9 protein-coding genes and 1 pseudogene are annotated in these 15,847 nt (G+C 41.1%); 7 read left to right on the top strand and 3 right to left on the bottom strand.

Annotated elements, in window-relative coordinates; genetic code table 11:
- Window positions 1-26: 26 nt before the first annotated feature.
- Window positions 27-581 carry a YaeQ family protein gene (locus CXF95_RS03500; RefSeq protein ID WP_101197464.1) on the top strand — a complete coding sequence of 185 codons (555 nt, stop codon included), beginning with the start codon at window positions 27-29 and terminating at the stop codon, window positions 579-581.
- Between the two features lie 129 nt (window positions 582-710).
- Window positions 711-1,877, top strand: coding sequence for a 1-acyl-sn-glycerol-3-phosphate acyltransferase (locus tag CXF95_RS03495; RefSeq protein ID WP_101197401.1), 1,167 nt, complete (start codon window positions 711-713; stop codon window positions 1,875-1,877).
- Between the two features lie 242 nt (window positions 1,878-2,119).
- Here the strand turns inward: CXF95_RS03495 and CXF95_RS03490 are convergent, their stop codons facing one another.
- Window positions 2,120-4,270 (bottom strand): PQQ-dependent dehydrogenase, methanol/ethanol family, encoded by a 2,151-nt coding sequence (locus tag CXF95_RS03490; protein WP_101197400.1) that lies wholly within the window; start codon window positions 4,268-4,270, stop codon window positions 2,120-2,122.
- A 797-nt stretch (window positions 4,271-5,067) separates the two neighbouring features.
- Between CXF95_RS03490 and CXF95_RS03485 the strand changes: the two are divergent.
- The 3 genes and pseudogenes from CXF95_RS03485 (at window position 5,068) to CXF95_RS03475 (ending at window position 8,435) form a co-directional block, all read left to right on the top strand.
- Window positions 5,068-5,507 (top strand): annotated as a pseudogene (locus tag CXF95_RS03485) (ThuA domain-containing protein).
- Between the two features lie 878 nt (window positions 5,508-6,385).
- Window positions 6,386-7,864 carry a methyl-accepting chemotaxis protein gene (locus CXF95_RS03480; protein ID WP_101197399.1) on the top strand — a complete coding sequence of 493 codons (1,479 nt, stop codon included), beginning with the start codon at window positions 6,386-6,388 and terminating at the stop codon, window positions 7,862-7,864.
- Between the two features lie 31 nt (window positions 7,865-7,895).
- A complete protein-coding gene (locus CXF95_RS03475) occupies window positions 7,896-8,435 on the top strand; it encodes a DUF6436 domain-containing protein (RefSeq protein ID WP_157828055.1) in 540 nt (179 codons plus the stop codon).
- 500 nt (window positions 8,436-8,935) lie between these two features.
- Here CXF95_RS03475 and CXF95_RS03470 read toward each other — a convergent pair whose 3' ends face one another.
- Window positions 8,936-9,178, bottom strand: coding sequence for a hypothetical protein (locus tag CXF95_RS03470; protein WP_198556488.1), 243 nt, complete (start codon window positions 9,176-9,178; stop codon window positions 8,936-8,938).
- A 194-nt stretch (window positions 9,179-9,372) separates the two neighbouring features.
- Between CXF95_RS03470 and tadA the strand changes: the two genes are divergently transcribed.
- Window positions 9,373-9,858, top strand: a complete 486-nt coding sequence (gene tadA / locus CXF95_RS03460; protein ID WP_101197397.1) for a tRNA adenosine(34) deaminase TadA — start codon at window positions 9,373-9,375, stop codon at window positions 9,856-9,858.
- 346 nt (window positions 9,859-10,204) lie between these two features.
- On the opposite strand, the gene mltF is transcribed toward tadA, so the two are convergent.
- A complete protein-coding gene (mltF, locus tag CXF95_RS03455) occupies window positions 10,205-11,593 on the bottom strand; it encodes a membrane-bound lytic murein transglycosylase MltF (protein ID WP_101197396.1) in 1,389 nt (462 codons plus the stop codon).
- A 308-nt stretch (window positions 11,594-11,901) separates the two neighbouring features.
- On the opposite strand from mltF, the gene purL reads away from it, so the two are divergent.
- Window positions 11,902-15,798: a phosphoribosylformylglycinamidine synthase gene (gene purL, locus CXF95_RS03450; RefSeq protein WP_101197395.1), complete on the top strand. Its 3,897-nt coding sequence runs from the start codon at window positions 11,902-11,904 to the stop codon at window positions 15,796-15,798.
- Window positions 15,799-15,847: the final 49 nt, after the last annotated feature.

Here is a 15,847-nt window from a genome sequence, read left to right as displayed (position 1 = left end):
CCTTTATACTTTGGATGCACTTACCTATGGCTTTAAAGCCAACTATTTATAAATTCAAACTATCTGTATCTGATCTTAACCATGACTATTTTGACTCCCTCAATTTAATCGTTGCTTTACACCCATCAGAAACCAAAGAGCGGATGATGGTGCGAGTTTTAGCGTTTTGTTTGCATGCCTATCAAGACCATGAAAACCTTATGGCTTTCACTAAAGGTTTAAGTGCGATTGATGAACCTGATATTTGGTTGCGAGGTTTAGATGATCAACTACATCTTTGGGTAGATGTTGGCGAGCCAAGCTTTGAGCGGATTAAAAAAAGCTGTCGCTTGGCGAAACAAACCTATGTGTACAGTTTCAATTCAAAATCCAATGCCTGGTGGAAACAATCACAAGCACAATTTAGTACCTTACCGGTGAATGTACTTAGTTTTGATTGGCAAGAGGTCCAAGCGTTGAGTGCTTTACTGGCCCGAAAAGTAGAATTTTCAGTCACATTAAGTGGTGAATCAGCATTTATCGCCGCCGAACATGAGCAAGTGGAAGTAAACTGGCAAGCCTTACAGCTAGATGAAAATTAAACCGCGTTTAATCGGCTTAGCAGCAAAAAGTGTCTGTATTTCGCAGACCATGATTAAAGAGTTTGCTCGTTGGCAGTATAAACGGCAAAATATGCCGCCTGTTTTACAGTAGAGACAACAAAAAATAATATGCCTACTAAATTTGATTCAATTCGGCCCTTTGACGACTCAGATTTATGTGTCGTTTTACCGAAGCTTTTTAAAAACAAAGAATTTATCGATAGCATCGTTGCTTTCAAATTTAGTGCATGGCCGCAGTTTATGCGGCCGACTCTAGGTTTTTTTACCCGTCATTACATCATCAAACAAATCACCAATGTCACTACCCATAGAGACTTCCAACGATTAGTTGAACCTTATATGGAGCGAATGATTAACACGACTACAGAATCGTTTACTGTTAGTGGTTTAGATAAACTGGACTTATCTCAAGCCTGTTTGTTTATGAGTAATCATCGTGATATTGCCTTAGATCCCGCTTTTGTGAATTGGGCTCTGCATATCAATGGCCAAGATACAGTGCGTATTGCGGTAGGTGATAATTTACTTAAAAAAGAATGGGTAGCTGATCTTATCAGGTTAAATAAGTGTTTTATCGTGAAACGTTCAGCCACCGATAGACGTGAAAAGTTAGCGGCAGCAAAATTGTTAAGTGAATATATTGAGTTCTCCTTAAATACTGAGCAACAGCATATTTGGATAGCCCAAAGAGAAGGGCGCGCAAAAGATGGTAACGACATCACCAACCCCGCTATTTTGTCTATGTTGGCATTAAATAAGTCTAAAGACGTTGCGTTTTCACAATACATTCGAAGTTTACGCATTGTACCGGTATCCATCTCTTATGAGTTTGATCCCTGTGACATCAATAAAGCCAAAGAATTACAAGAAGTTGAACGTGAAGGTTGTTATGACAAGCCTGATAATGAAGATGTCAGAAGCATTGTCAACGGTATTACCGGTCAAAAGGGTAGGGTGCATATTCATTTTGGTGAAGTATTGGCAGCTCAGTTTAGTACCGCAAAAGAAGCGGCTGGACATATCGATCAGGAAATACTGCAAGGATACCAATCTTTTCCCACTGGCTCTGTTGCCGCTGAAATGCTGAGTAAAGATGGTGTCATCATTGATAAAAATACCACTGAGTCTGACCATTACACCCAAGCCGCTACTCATTATTTACAAGCTAGACTGGTCGAACTAACGAAAGAAGAACAAAACAAGTTACTTAGTATGTATGCTTGCGCCTATATGAGAAAAAATGGCTTGATTTTGCCGGAGATTATAAATAAGTAACCTAAGAACAAAAATCTTGGCAAAGTATACATGTTATAACCTCACAGGCCGACATAAGCCGTTGAACATTGAATTTGAATCGTATTTTCACATCGGATGCGTAAGGATAGCGGCCAGTCTGACTTCAAAAAATGTCCTTTACCTAACTGCCTGTTGCCAGTTAGGTAAAGTCTGTATTTCCTCAATTCAGGTCTGTTATAAAACTCAAGGATAGTGCTTATTGTTCTATGCTTTTATACGTCTTAGTTTTCGATAGCTTGGTAGAATTCCTGACCTCGCACACTATTTGCTTCAGAGATAACATATGCCCGTATCGCTTCAGCGGTATCGTCATCAATTATTTTGCCGAAGTTTGGCATGCCTTGTTCTGCTAGTCCGCCACCTACCACCACACTATTCCAAGCCTGCTCGCTGTTGGTTATTGCAGAATAACGTAAGTTTGGAATGAGGCCTGAGGAATAGGCTTGAAAGCCATGGCACACCAGACAATTATTGTCGTAGGCACGATTTCCCTTGGCGAGGACTTCTTCAGATACATCAAGTAACTTGGGGGTATCGGGTAATATAAAGTTATCGTCTGGTAACTCCGGTAAGGTGGCTTTAGCTCCAAGTTTAAAGACCATTACCCGGCCAACATTAGCCTTACTACCAGTAGGGAAAACACCCCCTCCACTCAAGACATAAGAACCGCCCCAACCAGAAGCTATCGCTATAAATTGTTCACCGTCTATCTGATAGGTAATAGGGGCTGCTACCACACCTGTTTGAGTATAAAAACGCCATTTTCGCTTACCCGTAAGGGCATCATAAGCAGCAAAATGTGCATCTGCAGTTCCTTGAAAAACTAAATTTCCAGATGTGGATAACACACCGCCATTCCACGGGCCGCCATGTTCAAAGGACCATGCTGGCTTTTGCGTGACAGGATCCCAAGCTAATAATCGCCCTTTTACCATCGCTTTTAATGCTTTAAAGGTTGCCTTATCAGTGGGCAACGCCGCGGCACTCAGTTCTGTACCTGTATTCCAAAAACCATTAGTTCTTTTATAATCAGTTTGCTCAGCATAAACATGGGGTGCTTCCTGAGCAGGAATATACACTAAACCTGTGTCTGGACTATACGACATAGGATGCCAATTATGAGCACCAAGGGGTCCAGGCAGTTGTAAAGCAGGTGTTTCTCCCACATAACGAGCCCCCTCAGTTTCTACTGGACGCCCTGTGGTCTGGTCTATATGGGTAGCCCAGGTGACTGGCACAAAGTTTTTCGCAGAAATAAAGGCACCCGTTTCACGATCAATCACATAGAAGAAACCATTTTTAGGTGCTTGCATAATGACTTTACGGGTTTCACCTGCAAGTTTTAAATCCGCTAATATCATATGCTGCGTAGCGGTGTAATCCCAAGTTTCACCGGGCGTCGTTTGATAATGCCACACGTATTCACCTGTATCAGGGCGCACAGCAACAATCGACGACAAGAACAAGTTATCGCCGCCATCAGGGCTTCGAATAGCCTGGTTCCATGGCGTGCCATTACCTACCCCGATATATAATAAGTCTAGTTCGGGATCGTAGGCCATTGAATCCCAAGCGGTGCCACCACCACCGGCAGCCCAATACTCCCCTGTCCAAGTTTTTGCTGCCATTTCCATGGTTTCATTTTCAAAGCCATCTGCTGGGTTTCCTGGTACGGTAAAAAAACGCCAAACTTGCTCGCCGGTCATCGCATCATAAGCTGAAATATAACCCCGTACTCCAAGTTCTGCTCCCCCATTACCAATGATCACCTTGCCTTTGACAACTCGTGGTGCGCCAGTAATCGTGTAGGGGTAAAATTTATCAATGGTATTGATGTCCCAGTTCTTTTGACCTGTTTGTGCATTGAGCGAAATTAACCGGCCGTCAATGGTTGCTGTAAATACCGCGTCACCCCAAATAGCCACGCCTCTATTCACAGCGTCACAACAGCCTTTACTTGCCTGTTCTTTATCCACTACGGGATCAAATCGCCATAACTGCTTTCCCGTTCTCGCATCGAGGGCATGCACGATATTCCAAGTTGATGTGACATACATAATGCCGTTATGCACAATGGGGGTTGCTTCAATACCTCGGCTTGTTCCAAGATCAAAGGACCAAAACAAACCAAGTTCTGCCACGGTCTCTGTGTTTATTTCTTTTAGGGGGGAATGCCGCTGCTCTGAGTATGTTCGCCCATGTGACAACCACCCAGATGAGTCAGCTCGAATGATCGTTTCAGCAGTGACTGAATGAGTTTGACTTGCTGCTTTTGTATCCGAAATAAGGGGTGGGGTGTCAGAGATTTCGCTTCGCTCACAAGCAAAGAGAAAAATACAAGACATGGATAATAGTGTGATGGTTTTATGCATTGTAACCTTCTATTTATAGGGACATATTACGAGTTCATCCATTTCTATATTGGACGGAGCTTGTTTTTGAATTCACATAACATGGTATATATGTCTTAAGTGAAAATAGAAATAAAGTCATGAGTAATCATAATCCCGTCGATGAACAGTCTGTCGATGACCAGTATAAAAGTTAACTTCAAATAACATATGATCCCCTTAACCCATTTACTTTATAAAAGAGTATACAAAGTAGCAGTTCTATACAATGGGCATCGAACTTGTTGATTTAAGCGGTGAAATACATTCGACTTTCTTAGGGAGTCCTTGCACAACAATCTGCGCTATAACAGCTCCTTATCTCTGATACGTGATTCATTCTATTGAGCAAATATTTAGTCAAAGTGGTCAGTCCCTGAAGGATTTAGATGAGACCATTGTGCCACGCAATTTCCTTTTATCATCAGCCACAAGTTATCCCAATAGCCGAGTTTTATTTAAGATTGCAGCTTAAGAATCGCCTGTTGTTCATTGCTTAGAGTCGGGATGACGGTTATATTCTAGACCCCATGACGTTTGGATCTATCTCGCTGAGCATCAATATCGGTATCATTGAAAATTTGAGAAATAATCAGATCACGCAACTTTCTCCAATAAAAAATATCAATAATTAGGTTACCAGTGACTTATCCGCAACTTTTGTCAAATAAAGTGCTACTCATTATATTATCGGTTGCTTTTTAAACACCACTGGAAATGTTTTAAACGATGAACAGCAAAAAGCGTTTTAAAAATTTTACAAAGCCGGTAAGGGGTTTGTGGGGATCCACAGCGCGACAGACACTGAATATGAATGGGATTGGTATACAAAGTTGGTGGGCGATTATTTGTGATCCATCCCACTAATCAAACAGCCCAAGTGGATGTCCTTAACAGCAATTTTCTTGGTGTTGAACGTTTACCAAAAAGCTTTCTGTGGACTGATGAATGGTATGAGTTTGGCGATGAAAAAGTGTCAGGCTTAAATTATATTTTGTCTATCGACGAGACAACCTATGACCCGAAAGCAGACTGGGGAAAAGTTAAAGGCGATGGTATGGGCGATTTTCACCCTGTATCTTGGTATCACAATTTTGATGGCGGTCGTTCTTTTTATACAAACTTAGGCCATATGCGCTCAGGTTGGTCCTATAGTCTGTTACAACAGCATATATTCGGTGGTGTGTATTGGGCGGCTACGGGTAAAGGCATGCGATAATTTGATGCAGTAGTAAGAGGATAATAGGGACCTACAATAAACATTTGTGATATTTGTGGTCACTATTCGTATCATAGTTAAATACCTACTCTACTGAAGGCCAGAGACTATAATAGAGGCAGGCAAAACAGAACTAATTATTTTGAATCCGATGTTTTTGACGTGAATTTGGATTTTGTATCTGCATTGCCTGATTACTAGCTAACCTATAACTCTAGTGGCCTTTTGGGAGTGTTAAAAACGCTATTTAGGTCAATATTTCCCCCGTTGATTTTCTCAAGTCAACTGGAACCAAGTGTTTTACAGTTCATAGGTCATTTTATTTAAAATGTATTCTGAACATCGATTCTGCATTTGATAAAGAATGCTACCAAGGTCCAATAAAAATCCAGATATGGTTGGCATCACGTTTAGGTAACTAGCAACGAAACCGCCGCAATTATTTGTAAAAGCACAATCTTCACACTTATCTGTATTACAGTGCCTATCATCATTTTTATATATGGCTGCAGCTAGAATTTATGTTGCATTGACTTTGATTAATCATTATACATGAATAAGATAAATCAGAAATGGGGAACATTTTATTTTGAATTAACGGCCAATATGTGGTGTAAACGTTAACTAAGAGACAAAATTTCAGCAATAAATCGTTATTGTTATGGCGTCTTACATTTATGTTTTTTGGTGTACTGACGATAGAGAAGAGTTAATTTTTTTCGGACAGAAAAATATGCACAGTTTATCTTCTACAGACGGCAGGTGTGTCAATGGAATGATTGATCCTTAAAGTGATACAAAGATTAAATTTTTTGATTACAAGCATATGCCCGCAGTGTGAAAAGGCGGCCTTTAAATAAACGATATAGGTGTTATGTATGAATTACCCTTGGCATAAAGACGCAAACAATATATTTACAGTGGTTTTAATTGCTCAATGGTTGGCAGCCATCATTATCGGCATTTTCACAGATACACTCATGATGGGGGCGACGATCGGTACAATCATTGTTGCTTTACCTTTAATTATGATGAAGTCAAGTCCCTATAGCAGCGCTACTCGGCATGTTGTTGCGGCGAGTACACAATTAATCACAGCTCTTCACATCCAGCAGTTAATGGGTCTAACTGAGATGCATTTCGAAATATTCACCATGCTTGCATTCTTAAGTATCTACCGTGACTGGAAAGTCATAGTCACTGGTGTGTTGATTGTTACTGTCCATCACTTTGGTTTCTTTGCCTTACAAAGTTCAGTATCAGGGATTTATATCTTTGAAGAAGGTCATCTGTCATACGGCATATTAGCAATACATGCATTCTTTGCGGTAGCTGAAGGAATTGTATTGGTTATTTCAGCGAGAAGCTCTGAGTCGGAATCAAAAGCAGGTTATGTGCTCAGTAATGCGGTGGATGAAATTGTGGGTACAGATAAAATTAACATCACCAATCCAGTAGTTGGCGACAGCAAGGCTATTGATGACTTTAATCGACTACTTTCTTCGCTGCGATCATTTGTGACGGTTGTAAAATTAGGCAGTGACAACACCAAACAGTTGTCAGATAGTTTGTCTAAAAGTTCAGTAGATTCTATGAAAATGGCTAAGGAAAATCAAAATGAAGTTGAGCATATTACTTTAGCCTTAGAGCAGGTTAGTCTTGCAAACGCTGATGTTGCGAAAAGCGTGGTGGATATTGATTCTCTTAGCAAAGAAGCTGGGTTAGGCTCATTAAAAGCAAAGGGGATTATTGATAACAATTCCGACGATGCTAAAAGTTTAAAGTTAGACATCGACAATGCCGCTCAAACAATAGAAAACCTATCTAAAATGTGTAACGAGATTGATGTGGCGATGACTGCCATTAAGAGTATTTCTGACCAAACTAATTTATTAGCCTTGAATGCAGCCATTGAGTCAGCAAGGGCCGGCGAGCATGGCAGAGGGTTTGCTGTTGTTGCGGATGAAGTAAGAACGCTATCTATCAAAACAGGAGAGAACGCAGAAGAAATTGGTAAAATTACGAATAAGTTAATAGAAGGCTCTGTTGAGGCGGTTAAGAAGATGTCTGAGTGCGCAAATCGAGTTGATGATAACGTCAAAGGATCCACTGAGGCGAGTGAAAGCATTCAGGGTGTTAACGATCTTATTGAGAAATTTAGCATAAACACAAGCTCAGTAGCCGCTGCGACAGAGGAGCATTCAGCAATGTCTGCAACAATATCTGATTCTGCTAAAAAATTATCCAACTTAACGAACCTTCAAGTTCAAAGTATTGATGACAATATGAATGAGCTGATGGATTTACAAAAAGAGGTGGTTGGCCTACAAAATGAACTTGGAAAATTCGAAGCATAGTGCGGCTAAAGCATAGTGCGGCTAAAGCATTGTGCAGTTTAATAAGAATAATGTCTTATTAATGACGGTTATACCCATATGGTTAATAACCGTCATCTTCGGGCTTTTCTTTGCAAGCAAATCTACAGAGGTTCTCTTTGATGCTTCAGGCTCGTTATATAGAGCGTCGATTCAACCTGAATTTGATAGTAAATTTTCACTGTTAATCTCTGGTGCTTTAGATAAACCATTAGCTAAAAGTGTCGTTCATATCATTAGTGAAGATGATTGTCTTTGTCAACTCACCGCAAGCCGTCATATTCATGAAGTGAAAGACAAGGTTTCTCGCTTCGGTAAAACAAACATAGCAGTAAATGTCGAAGATATTCCCGGTTTGAAAGATATCCTTAGCAGCACACCCGCCATTGCGGTATTTGATCTTGAAGGCAGCTTGGCTTACTTGGGTCCCTACTCAACAGGCATAGGATGCCTTTCGGGAAATGGCACAGTTGAACCTTATCTTGATAGAACAGCGACTTTGGGAGCTATCATACCTCTGGAAGCAACAGGTTGTTATTGCAGTAAAGTGTGAGCTTTTTTACTCCGATTCCAATCAACGCCCAAGAAACTGATGAGGACAGGTTAATTTTAAAACGCAGCATCTTTAATAGCCTGGACCTAAATGCTACTAACTTAAGTTAAACAACTCTTTTATGATCAGGTTTACCATTACAAATAATTTAGTATATGGATAAAGTTAAAGCAAGGTGAGCGCTAGGGGGAAGAGTGTCATCGATATCTGCTTTGTGTGAATCACTTACAGAATCCTACATTATGATCCAGAAGGTTTCCTTTGGTTGCTTTCACGTTTATTTATATGTCGCCTAGTCGGCCCAAAATCATTTCATTACATTAAAAAAGCCCACTTAGAAAGTGGGTTATGTGAGTCTTTGGTATAACATCAATAGATAAACAATTAAGAATGACTCTGTGGCACGTCAATCATCCGATTTAAAGTGATGTACACAGGTGACTTCAAACTTTTCTATTCAGTTTCTATCTTGAATGGCAGGTTTCAATTCGGTTTGTACTTTAGGCTACTTTATCTTTTTTCAAATCATCGAATTGACAATTGAGATCGTATTTTTCATCGGTCACAATTTTTTCTAAGGTTTCGATCCGTTGGCGCATAATAGCCATGTCACTTTCTAAGTTATTTGTCAGGTTAATTTGGTCGGCGTCTTTTTTATCCTTTTTCTTACCTTTTGGACCATTCACTAGTTCGACTATTGCCCAACAGACTACTGCGACTATTACTATGGCTGTGATATTCATGTTTTATCCCCTTTCCCTTGTCACGATTTATAAAAAGTTTATGCTTATGCCAGTTACAAAGCAAATTATTGACCATAATTATAAAAGTATACATATCAAGTGGTTAGAGTTTTTCAGTCGGATTTTTATTTTTAATTTTGGCGAAAATGGCCAATTGAGTGACGTAATTAACCAAAATTAGAGAAATACACCTATTGAGCACTGAACAAGATGAATTCTGGATGCGCCATGCCTTATCTTTGTCTCACAACGCGCAGCAGCAAGGAGAAATCCCTGTAGGCGCGGTGTTGGTCAAAGATAATCAGATTATTGGAGAAGGCTGGAACCAATCTATTAGTTTGCATGACCCCTCTGCCCATGCCGAGATGATGGCTATTCGTGAAGCAGGGAAAAACCTAGAGAATTACCGGTTAGTTGGCAGCTGTTTATACGTGACACTGGAGCCTTGCTCTATGTGTGCAGGTTTATTGATACACAGTCGTATCCATCGTTTAGTGTTTGGAGCTGCAGATTTTAAAACAGGAGCCGTGGGAAGTTTACTCGATTTACTTGGCGACCCTCGAATGAATCATAGTGTCGAAGTGCAAGGTGGTGTATTAGCTCAACAATGTGGTGATAAGTTATCAGCGTTTTTCAAGTTGCGCAGGAAACAAAAGAAACAATTGAAGAACAAAGACTGACAAGCTGTCTCAGCAGGCTTGTGATAATTCTTCAGTGGCCTCTATTATTTGAAAATTTTGGCGACGTGATATCACTTTCTGATGAACACGTTTGAGTAGTTGACGTCTTCTGCTGTTGCTACCTAAGCGATTTCTATTTATGAAAGTGGTGCGTTTTTTCATTGTAATTCCTATTCATTCTTTATCTATACTCTACAAAACTCATTAAAGTTTAATCACCATAAGCGAACTTTGTTAAAAATTTATGACAATTGAACTTTTTAGGCAAATTAATTCAATCGATGGTATGACTTTAAACGAGAAGTTTAGCTATTGGGTTAATGAGACGCCTAATATGAATAGTAGCTTAATCAGCTACTTCCGAGCCATCTTGTGTAGATGTCTCGTCCGGTGTGATTTCTGGCTCTAACATTTGCGGTTGTTGTTCGTCTAACCAAACAAGTGTGTCGTAGTAACGTCTAATGTTATCGACATATGCGACAGCTTCGTTGCCACGTGCATAGCCGTAACGAGTTGTTTTATAATATTTTTTCTGTCTTAATTGAAGTAGTCTTATTTTTACGTCTATCCACATATCAGGATTAGCGCCTTGGCGTTCGGTTAATACTCTAGCATCCTCTAAATGCCCCAATCCCACATTGTAAGACGCCAGGGCAAACCATAAACGGTCAGGTTGTGTAATGCGATCCGGGATACGTTTAAGAAGTTTAGTTAGGTATTTTGCCCCGCCTTTAATACTTTGCTCAGGATCCAGCCTAGACACAATGCCTAATTCTGAAGCTGTAATCAGTGTTAGCATCATCATGCCGCGAACACCTGTTACAGATATAGCTTTGGGATCCCAGTGGCTCTCTTGATAACTCATAGCGGCTAATAAACGCCAATCTAGATCATTCGAATATTGCACAAACCATGGTTTGAATTCGGGTAAAACTTCTCTTGAAGATTTTATGAATTCCCTAGTATCAACATAATTAAACTGTCGAACATGACCAAAATATTTGTCTTCTAAAGCAGCCAAAATCCCATTGTTCTGGATGATGCCAAAATACTCAATTAGCGCGGCCAACAAAGAATCATCTCTATCTTTATTGACTGCCCAAGCAATATCTTGTTCGGGACTGATGGAAAAACCGATAGAGAGATCAGGGTAACGGCGGCGCATTAAGGCCAAAATATTGGAGTCGGCTATGGTGTAATCCAATTCTTCACTCAACACCATCTCTAGTAATTCCTCCATATCACTGTCGTCAGTTTCTTGCCAACTAAGTTGTTCATTATCCTTTTGTAACCGAAGTAGTGAGTCATGATGGCTACTACCTGCAGCGATAACCAAGTCACCTTTTAAATCTTTAATCGATCGGGGCCATTCTTTACCTTGCTTGAATACCAGTTTTTCACTGACACGCTGATAACCTGGGCCAAATTTGAATCTTTGATATCGTTCGGGGCTAACGCTTATGCCGGCTGCAATCATATCTAGATGAGCATCAGTTAATTGAGGAAATAAGTCGTCTAAATTGTAGTAGGGGAAAACTTCAAGTTTAACGCCAAGGTAATCTGCAAAACCTTCGGCCAGTTCATATTCAAAGCCAACGGGCCCAGTTGCGCCATTGTAATAGGTGGTTAACCCATAAGTGGTGCCAACTTTTAATACTCCTGTATCTAGTATATCCCCCAAGGTGGAAGATTGTTTGATGTCATTACAGCCACCAATTAGTAGTATTAGAAGCAAAATGAGACTGCGCTGTAAACGAATAACTATACCCTCATGTTTAGGTAGTATTGTATATGAGATCCTATTGTGAACAAGTTATCGGGTTTCATCCAGTGCTTTGTTTAGCTGTGAGTCTAACAAAGTAGACTATTTGGTCATATCACAAAGCAAGTAAAGTTATGAATTAAAACAAAAAACTAGGTTTTTAGCGAAACTGATGCTTATAAATGTAGTGAAATTACCCTATAATTCGCGCCTTAAAATTCCTCATTCATCGATTCGCAAATTCTAAGTGATATGCGAATTCTGCTATAGGTAATGGCTTTATGTTAGTGCTTCGCGGTACACCTGCTTTATCCGATTTTCGAATTGAAAAATATCTTGCTCAATTTGCCGAACATGGCCTACCAGTATCTGGTGTTTATGCTGAATACGCACATTTTGTGATGGTTTCAGCGCCACTCACAGAACAAGAAGAGTCAATACTGACCAAGTTGTTAACTTACGGTCCCACTATCCAAGAACACAAGCCTGAAGGTGTTTTATTTTTGGTCACCCCTAGGCCTGGAACTATTTCGCCTTGGTCTTCAAAGTCTACAGATATTGCCCATAACTGTGGTTTAGACAAAGTGCAGCGCTTAGAAAGAGGCGTGGCTTATTATCTGCAAATGCAAGAAGGTAATTTAACAGACGCACAATCAGTGGCAGTAAAAGCATTGCTTCACGATAGAATGACAGAAATAGTGATGTCTGATTTTCAAACTGCTGAGTCGTTGTTTGTGCAAAGTGAACCGACTCCTTTGGCTTCTGTGGATATGCTCAGTCAGGGGAAGGCTGCGCTGCAACAAGCCAATATTCGTTTAGGTTTAGCTTTAGCTGATGATGAAGTGGATTATCTATTTGATAATTTCAGTCGATTGGGACGCAATCCTAATGACGTTGAGTTATATATGTTTGCCCAAGCCAACTCTGAACACTGTCGTCACAAAATATTTAACGCGGACTGGACGATCGACGGTCAAGTACAGCCTAAATCATTATTTAAAATGATTAAAAATACGTATGAACAGTGCGGTGAAAACGTACATTCAGCCTACAAAGATAATGCAGCGGTGATGGAAGGTAGTTTTGCGGGGCGTTTTTTCCCAGCATCACAGGATAACGAATACCGTTATCATCATGAAGATATCGATATTTTGATGAAGGTCGAAACCCATAATCATCCTACTGCTATTGCGCCGTTTTCTGGGGCCGCTACAGGATCTGGTGGCGAAATACGAGATGAAGGCGCAACGGGAAGAGGCTCTAAACCTAAAGCGGGTTTAATCGGTTTTTCTGTGTCTAACCTACGTATCCCCGGCTTTGAGCAACCTTGGGAAACAGACTTCGGTAAGCCCGCGCGTATTGTCAGTGCTTACGATATTATGATGGATGGACCCCTTGGCGGAGCGGCCTTTAATAATGAGTTTGGTCGTCCCAGCATTTTAGGCTATTTCCGTACATACGAGCAAAAAGTCATCAGTTTTAACGGCGAAGAGGTGAGGGGATATCACAAACCCATTATGCTCGCTGGTGGTTTGGGCAATATTCGTAAATCACATATTCAAAAAGGCGAAATCACCGTTGGGGCTAAATTAATTGCTTTAGGTGGCCCAGCTATGAATATTGGTTTGGGCGGCGGTGCAGCTTCATCTATGGCGTCAGGTCAATCTAACGAAGACTTAGACTTTGCGTCGGTACAACGTGGTAACCCAGAAATGGAACGTCGTTGCCAAGAAGTGATTGATAAATGTTGGCAGATGGGAGATGCAAACCCCATTCAATTTATCCATGATGTGGGTGCGGGTGGTTTATCTAATGCCTTCCCAGAGTTAGTGAGTGATGGCGGACGCGGTGGTAAATTTGAATTGCGCAATGTGCCTAATGACGAGCCTGGCATGTCACCTTTAGAAGTGTGGTGTAATGAATCACAAGAACGTTATGTGATGTCGGTTGCTCCAGAAAACCTTGAGACTTTTGCTGACATATGTCGCCGTGAACGTGCGCCTTTTGCGGTAGTGGGCGAAGCAACTAAAGAAGAGCACCTGACCCTTAGTGACCAACATTTTGATAACAACGCGATTGATATGCCCCTCGAAGTATTGTTAGGTAAAACACCTAAAATGCATCGTGAAGTAACATCTAAAACCCTTGACACGCCAGCGATTGACACCAGTTTGATGAATTTAACTGAGGCAGCGTACAAAGTGTTAAGTTTACCGACTGTGGCTGAAAAAACTTTTTTGATCACTATTGGGGATCGTTCAGTAACAGGTTTAGTCGCCAGAGATCAAATGGTCGGGCCTTGGCAAGTGCCAGTGGCCGATGTGGCAGTGACTGCCAGTTCCTTTGATAGTTATCAGGGTGAAGCTATGTCTTTGGGAGAGCGCACACCTATTGCATTGATTAATTATGCCGCCTCTGCACGAATGGCAGTTGGGGAAGCGTTAACTAATTTAGCCGCAGCGGATATTGGTGATTTAAAGCGTATCAACTTATCAGCCAATTGGATGGCAGCAGCAGGGCATCCAGGTGAAGACGCAGGTTTGTATGAAGCGGTCAAAGCAGTAGGTGAAGAGTTATGTCCTGCTTTGGATATTACTATTCCTGTAGGCAAAGATTCGATGTCTATGAAAACCACTTGGCAGGATGATCAAGGTGACAAATCGGTTACATCACCACTTTCTTTGGTGATCACTGCTTTTGGAGCAGTACAAGATATTCGCAATACTTTAACCCCAGAATTAAAAAGTAAAGTAGGCGCAACTGAATTATTGCTGATTGACTTAGGACAAGGGCAAAATCGTCTAGGTGCATCTTGTTTAGCTCAGGTATATCAGCAGCTAGGAAATGTGGCACCGGATGTCGATTCTCCCTCAATATTAAAAGGCTTCTTTCTCGCCGTGCAGCAATTAGTCAATGAAAAACGTTTATTGGCTTATCACGACAGATCTGATGGTGGCTTATTTACCTCTATCGTGGAAATGGCCTTTGCTGGCAAATCAGGCGTCGATATCCATTTAGATACACTCAGCGGATCAGCACTTGAATTATTATTTAATGAGGAATTAGGTGCTGTTGTACAAATTTCTGTGGCTGAAAAAGAACGTGTATTAAAAGTGTTTGCTAAGTATGAAATCCAGCATCTAGTGCACAGTATTGGTAGCCTCAATAACACTGACCAGATTGTATTCAAACAAAACGGACAAGTTGTTCTTGAAAATAGCCGTGTGTTTTATCGTCAAACTTGGGCTCAAACTACGCGTCATATGCAAAAGTTGCGGGACAATCCAAGTTGTGCTGAGCAAGAGCACGCCGCTAAGGCTGATAGCAAAGATCCCGGTTTACATGCACACTTAAGTTTTGATGTCACTGAAGATGTTGCTGCTCCGTATATTCTCAAAGGTGTGGCCCCACGTATCGCTATACTGCGTGAGCAAGGCGTGAACTCCCATGTTGAAATGGCTGCTGCATTTGATCGTGCTGGGTTCAGTGCGGTTGATGTGCACATGAGTGATTTATTATCGGGTAAACAATCTTTAGATACATTTAAAGGTTTAGTGGCTTGCGGCGGGTTTTCTTATGGTGACGTTTTAGGAGCCGGGGAGGGCTGGGCAAAATCTATTTTGTTTAACAATCAAGCCAGAGATAAGTTTGCTGAGTTTTTTGCGCGCCAAGATTCTTTTTCTCTAGGTGTGTGTAATGGTTGCCAGATGATGTCTAATTTGAAGTCTCTTATTCCTGGTACAGAGCTGTGGCCACATTTTGTGTCGAATCAATCTGAACGCTTTGAGGCACGTGTAGCGATGTTAGAAGTCAAACCATCAAAATCAGTCTTTTTTGATGGTATGCAGGGCTCAAGAATGCCCATTGCAGTTTCTCACGGTGAAGGTCGAGCAGAGTTTGCCACCGAACAAGGCGCACTAAACGCCTTACAAAGTGCTGCCGTTGCTCTGCAATATGTGGATAATTACGGTAGTGTCACCCAAAACTACCCCGCTAACCCGAACGGATCTCCACTTGGCATTGCTGGATTAACCAGTAATGATGGTAGGTCAACGATTATGATGCCCCATCCTGAAAGGGTATTCAGAACTGTGGCAAACTCTTGGCATCCTGATGATTGGCAAGAAGACAGTGCTTGGATGCGCATGTTTAGAAACGCTCGAGTTTATTTAGGCTAGAGGGAACTTTTATTAAAAGTTGGGCTCAAATATTGTATAAAGGCGTATA

The sequence above is a fragment of the Paraglaciecola sp. MB-3u-78 genome, assembly GCF_002835935.1.
GTDB lineage: Bacteria > Pseudomonadota > Gammaproteobacteria > Enterobacterales > Alteromonadaceae > Paraglaciecola.
The sequence above is the reverse complement of the archived record's forward strand: the minus strand, read 5'-3'. Positions and strand labels throughout refer to the sequence as shown.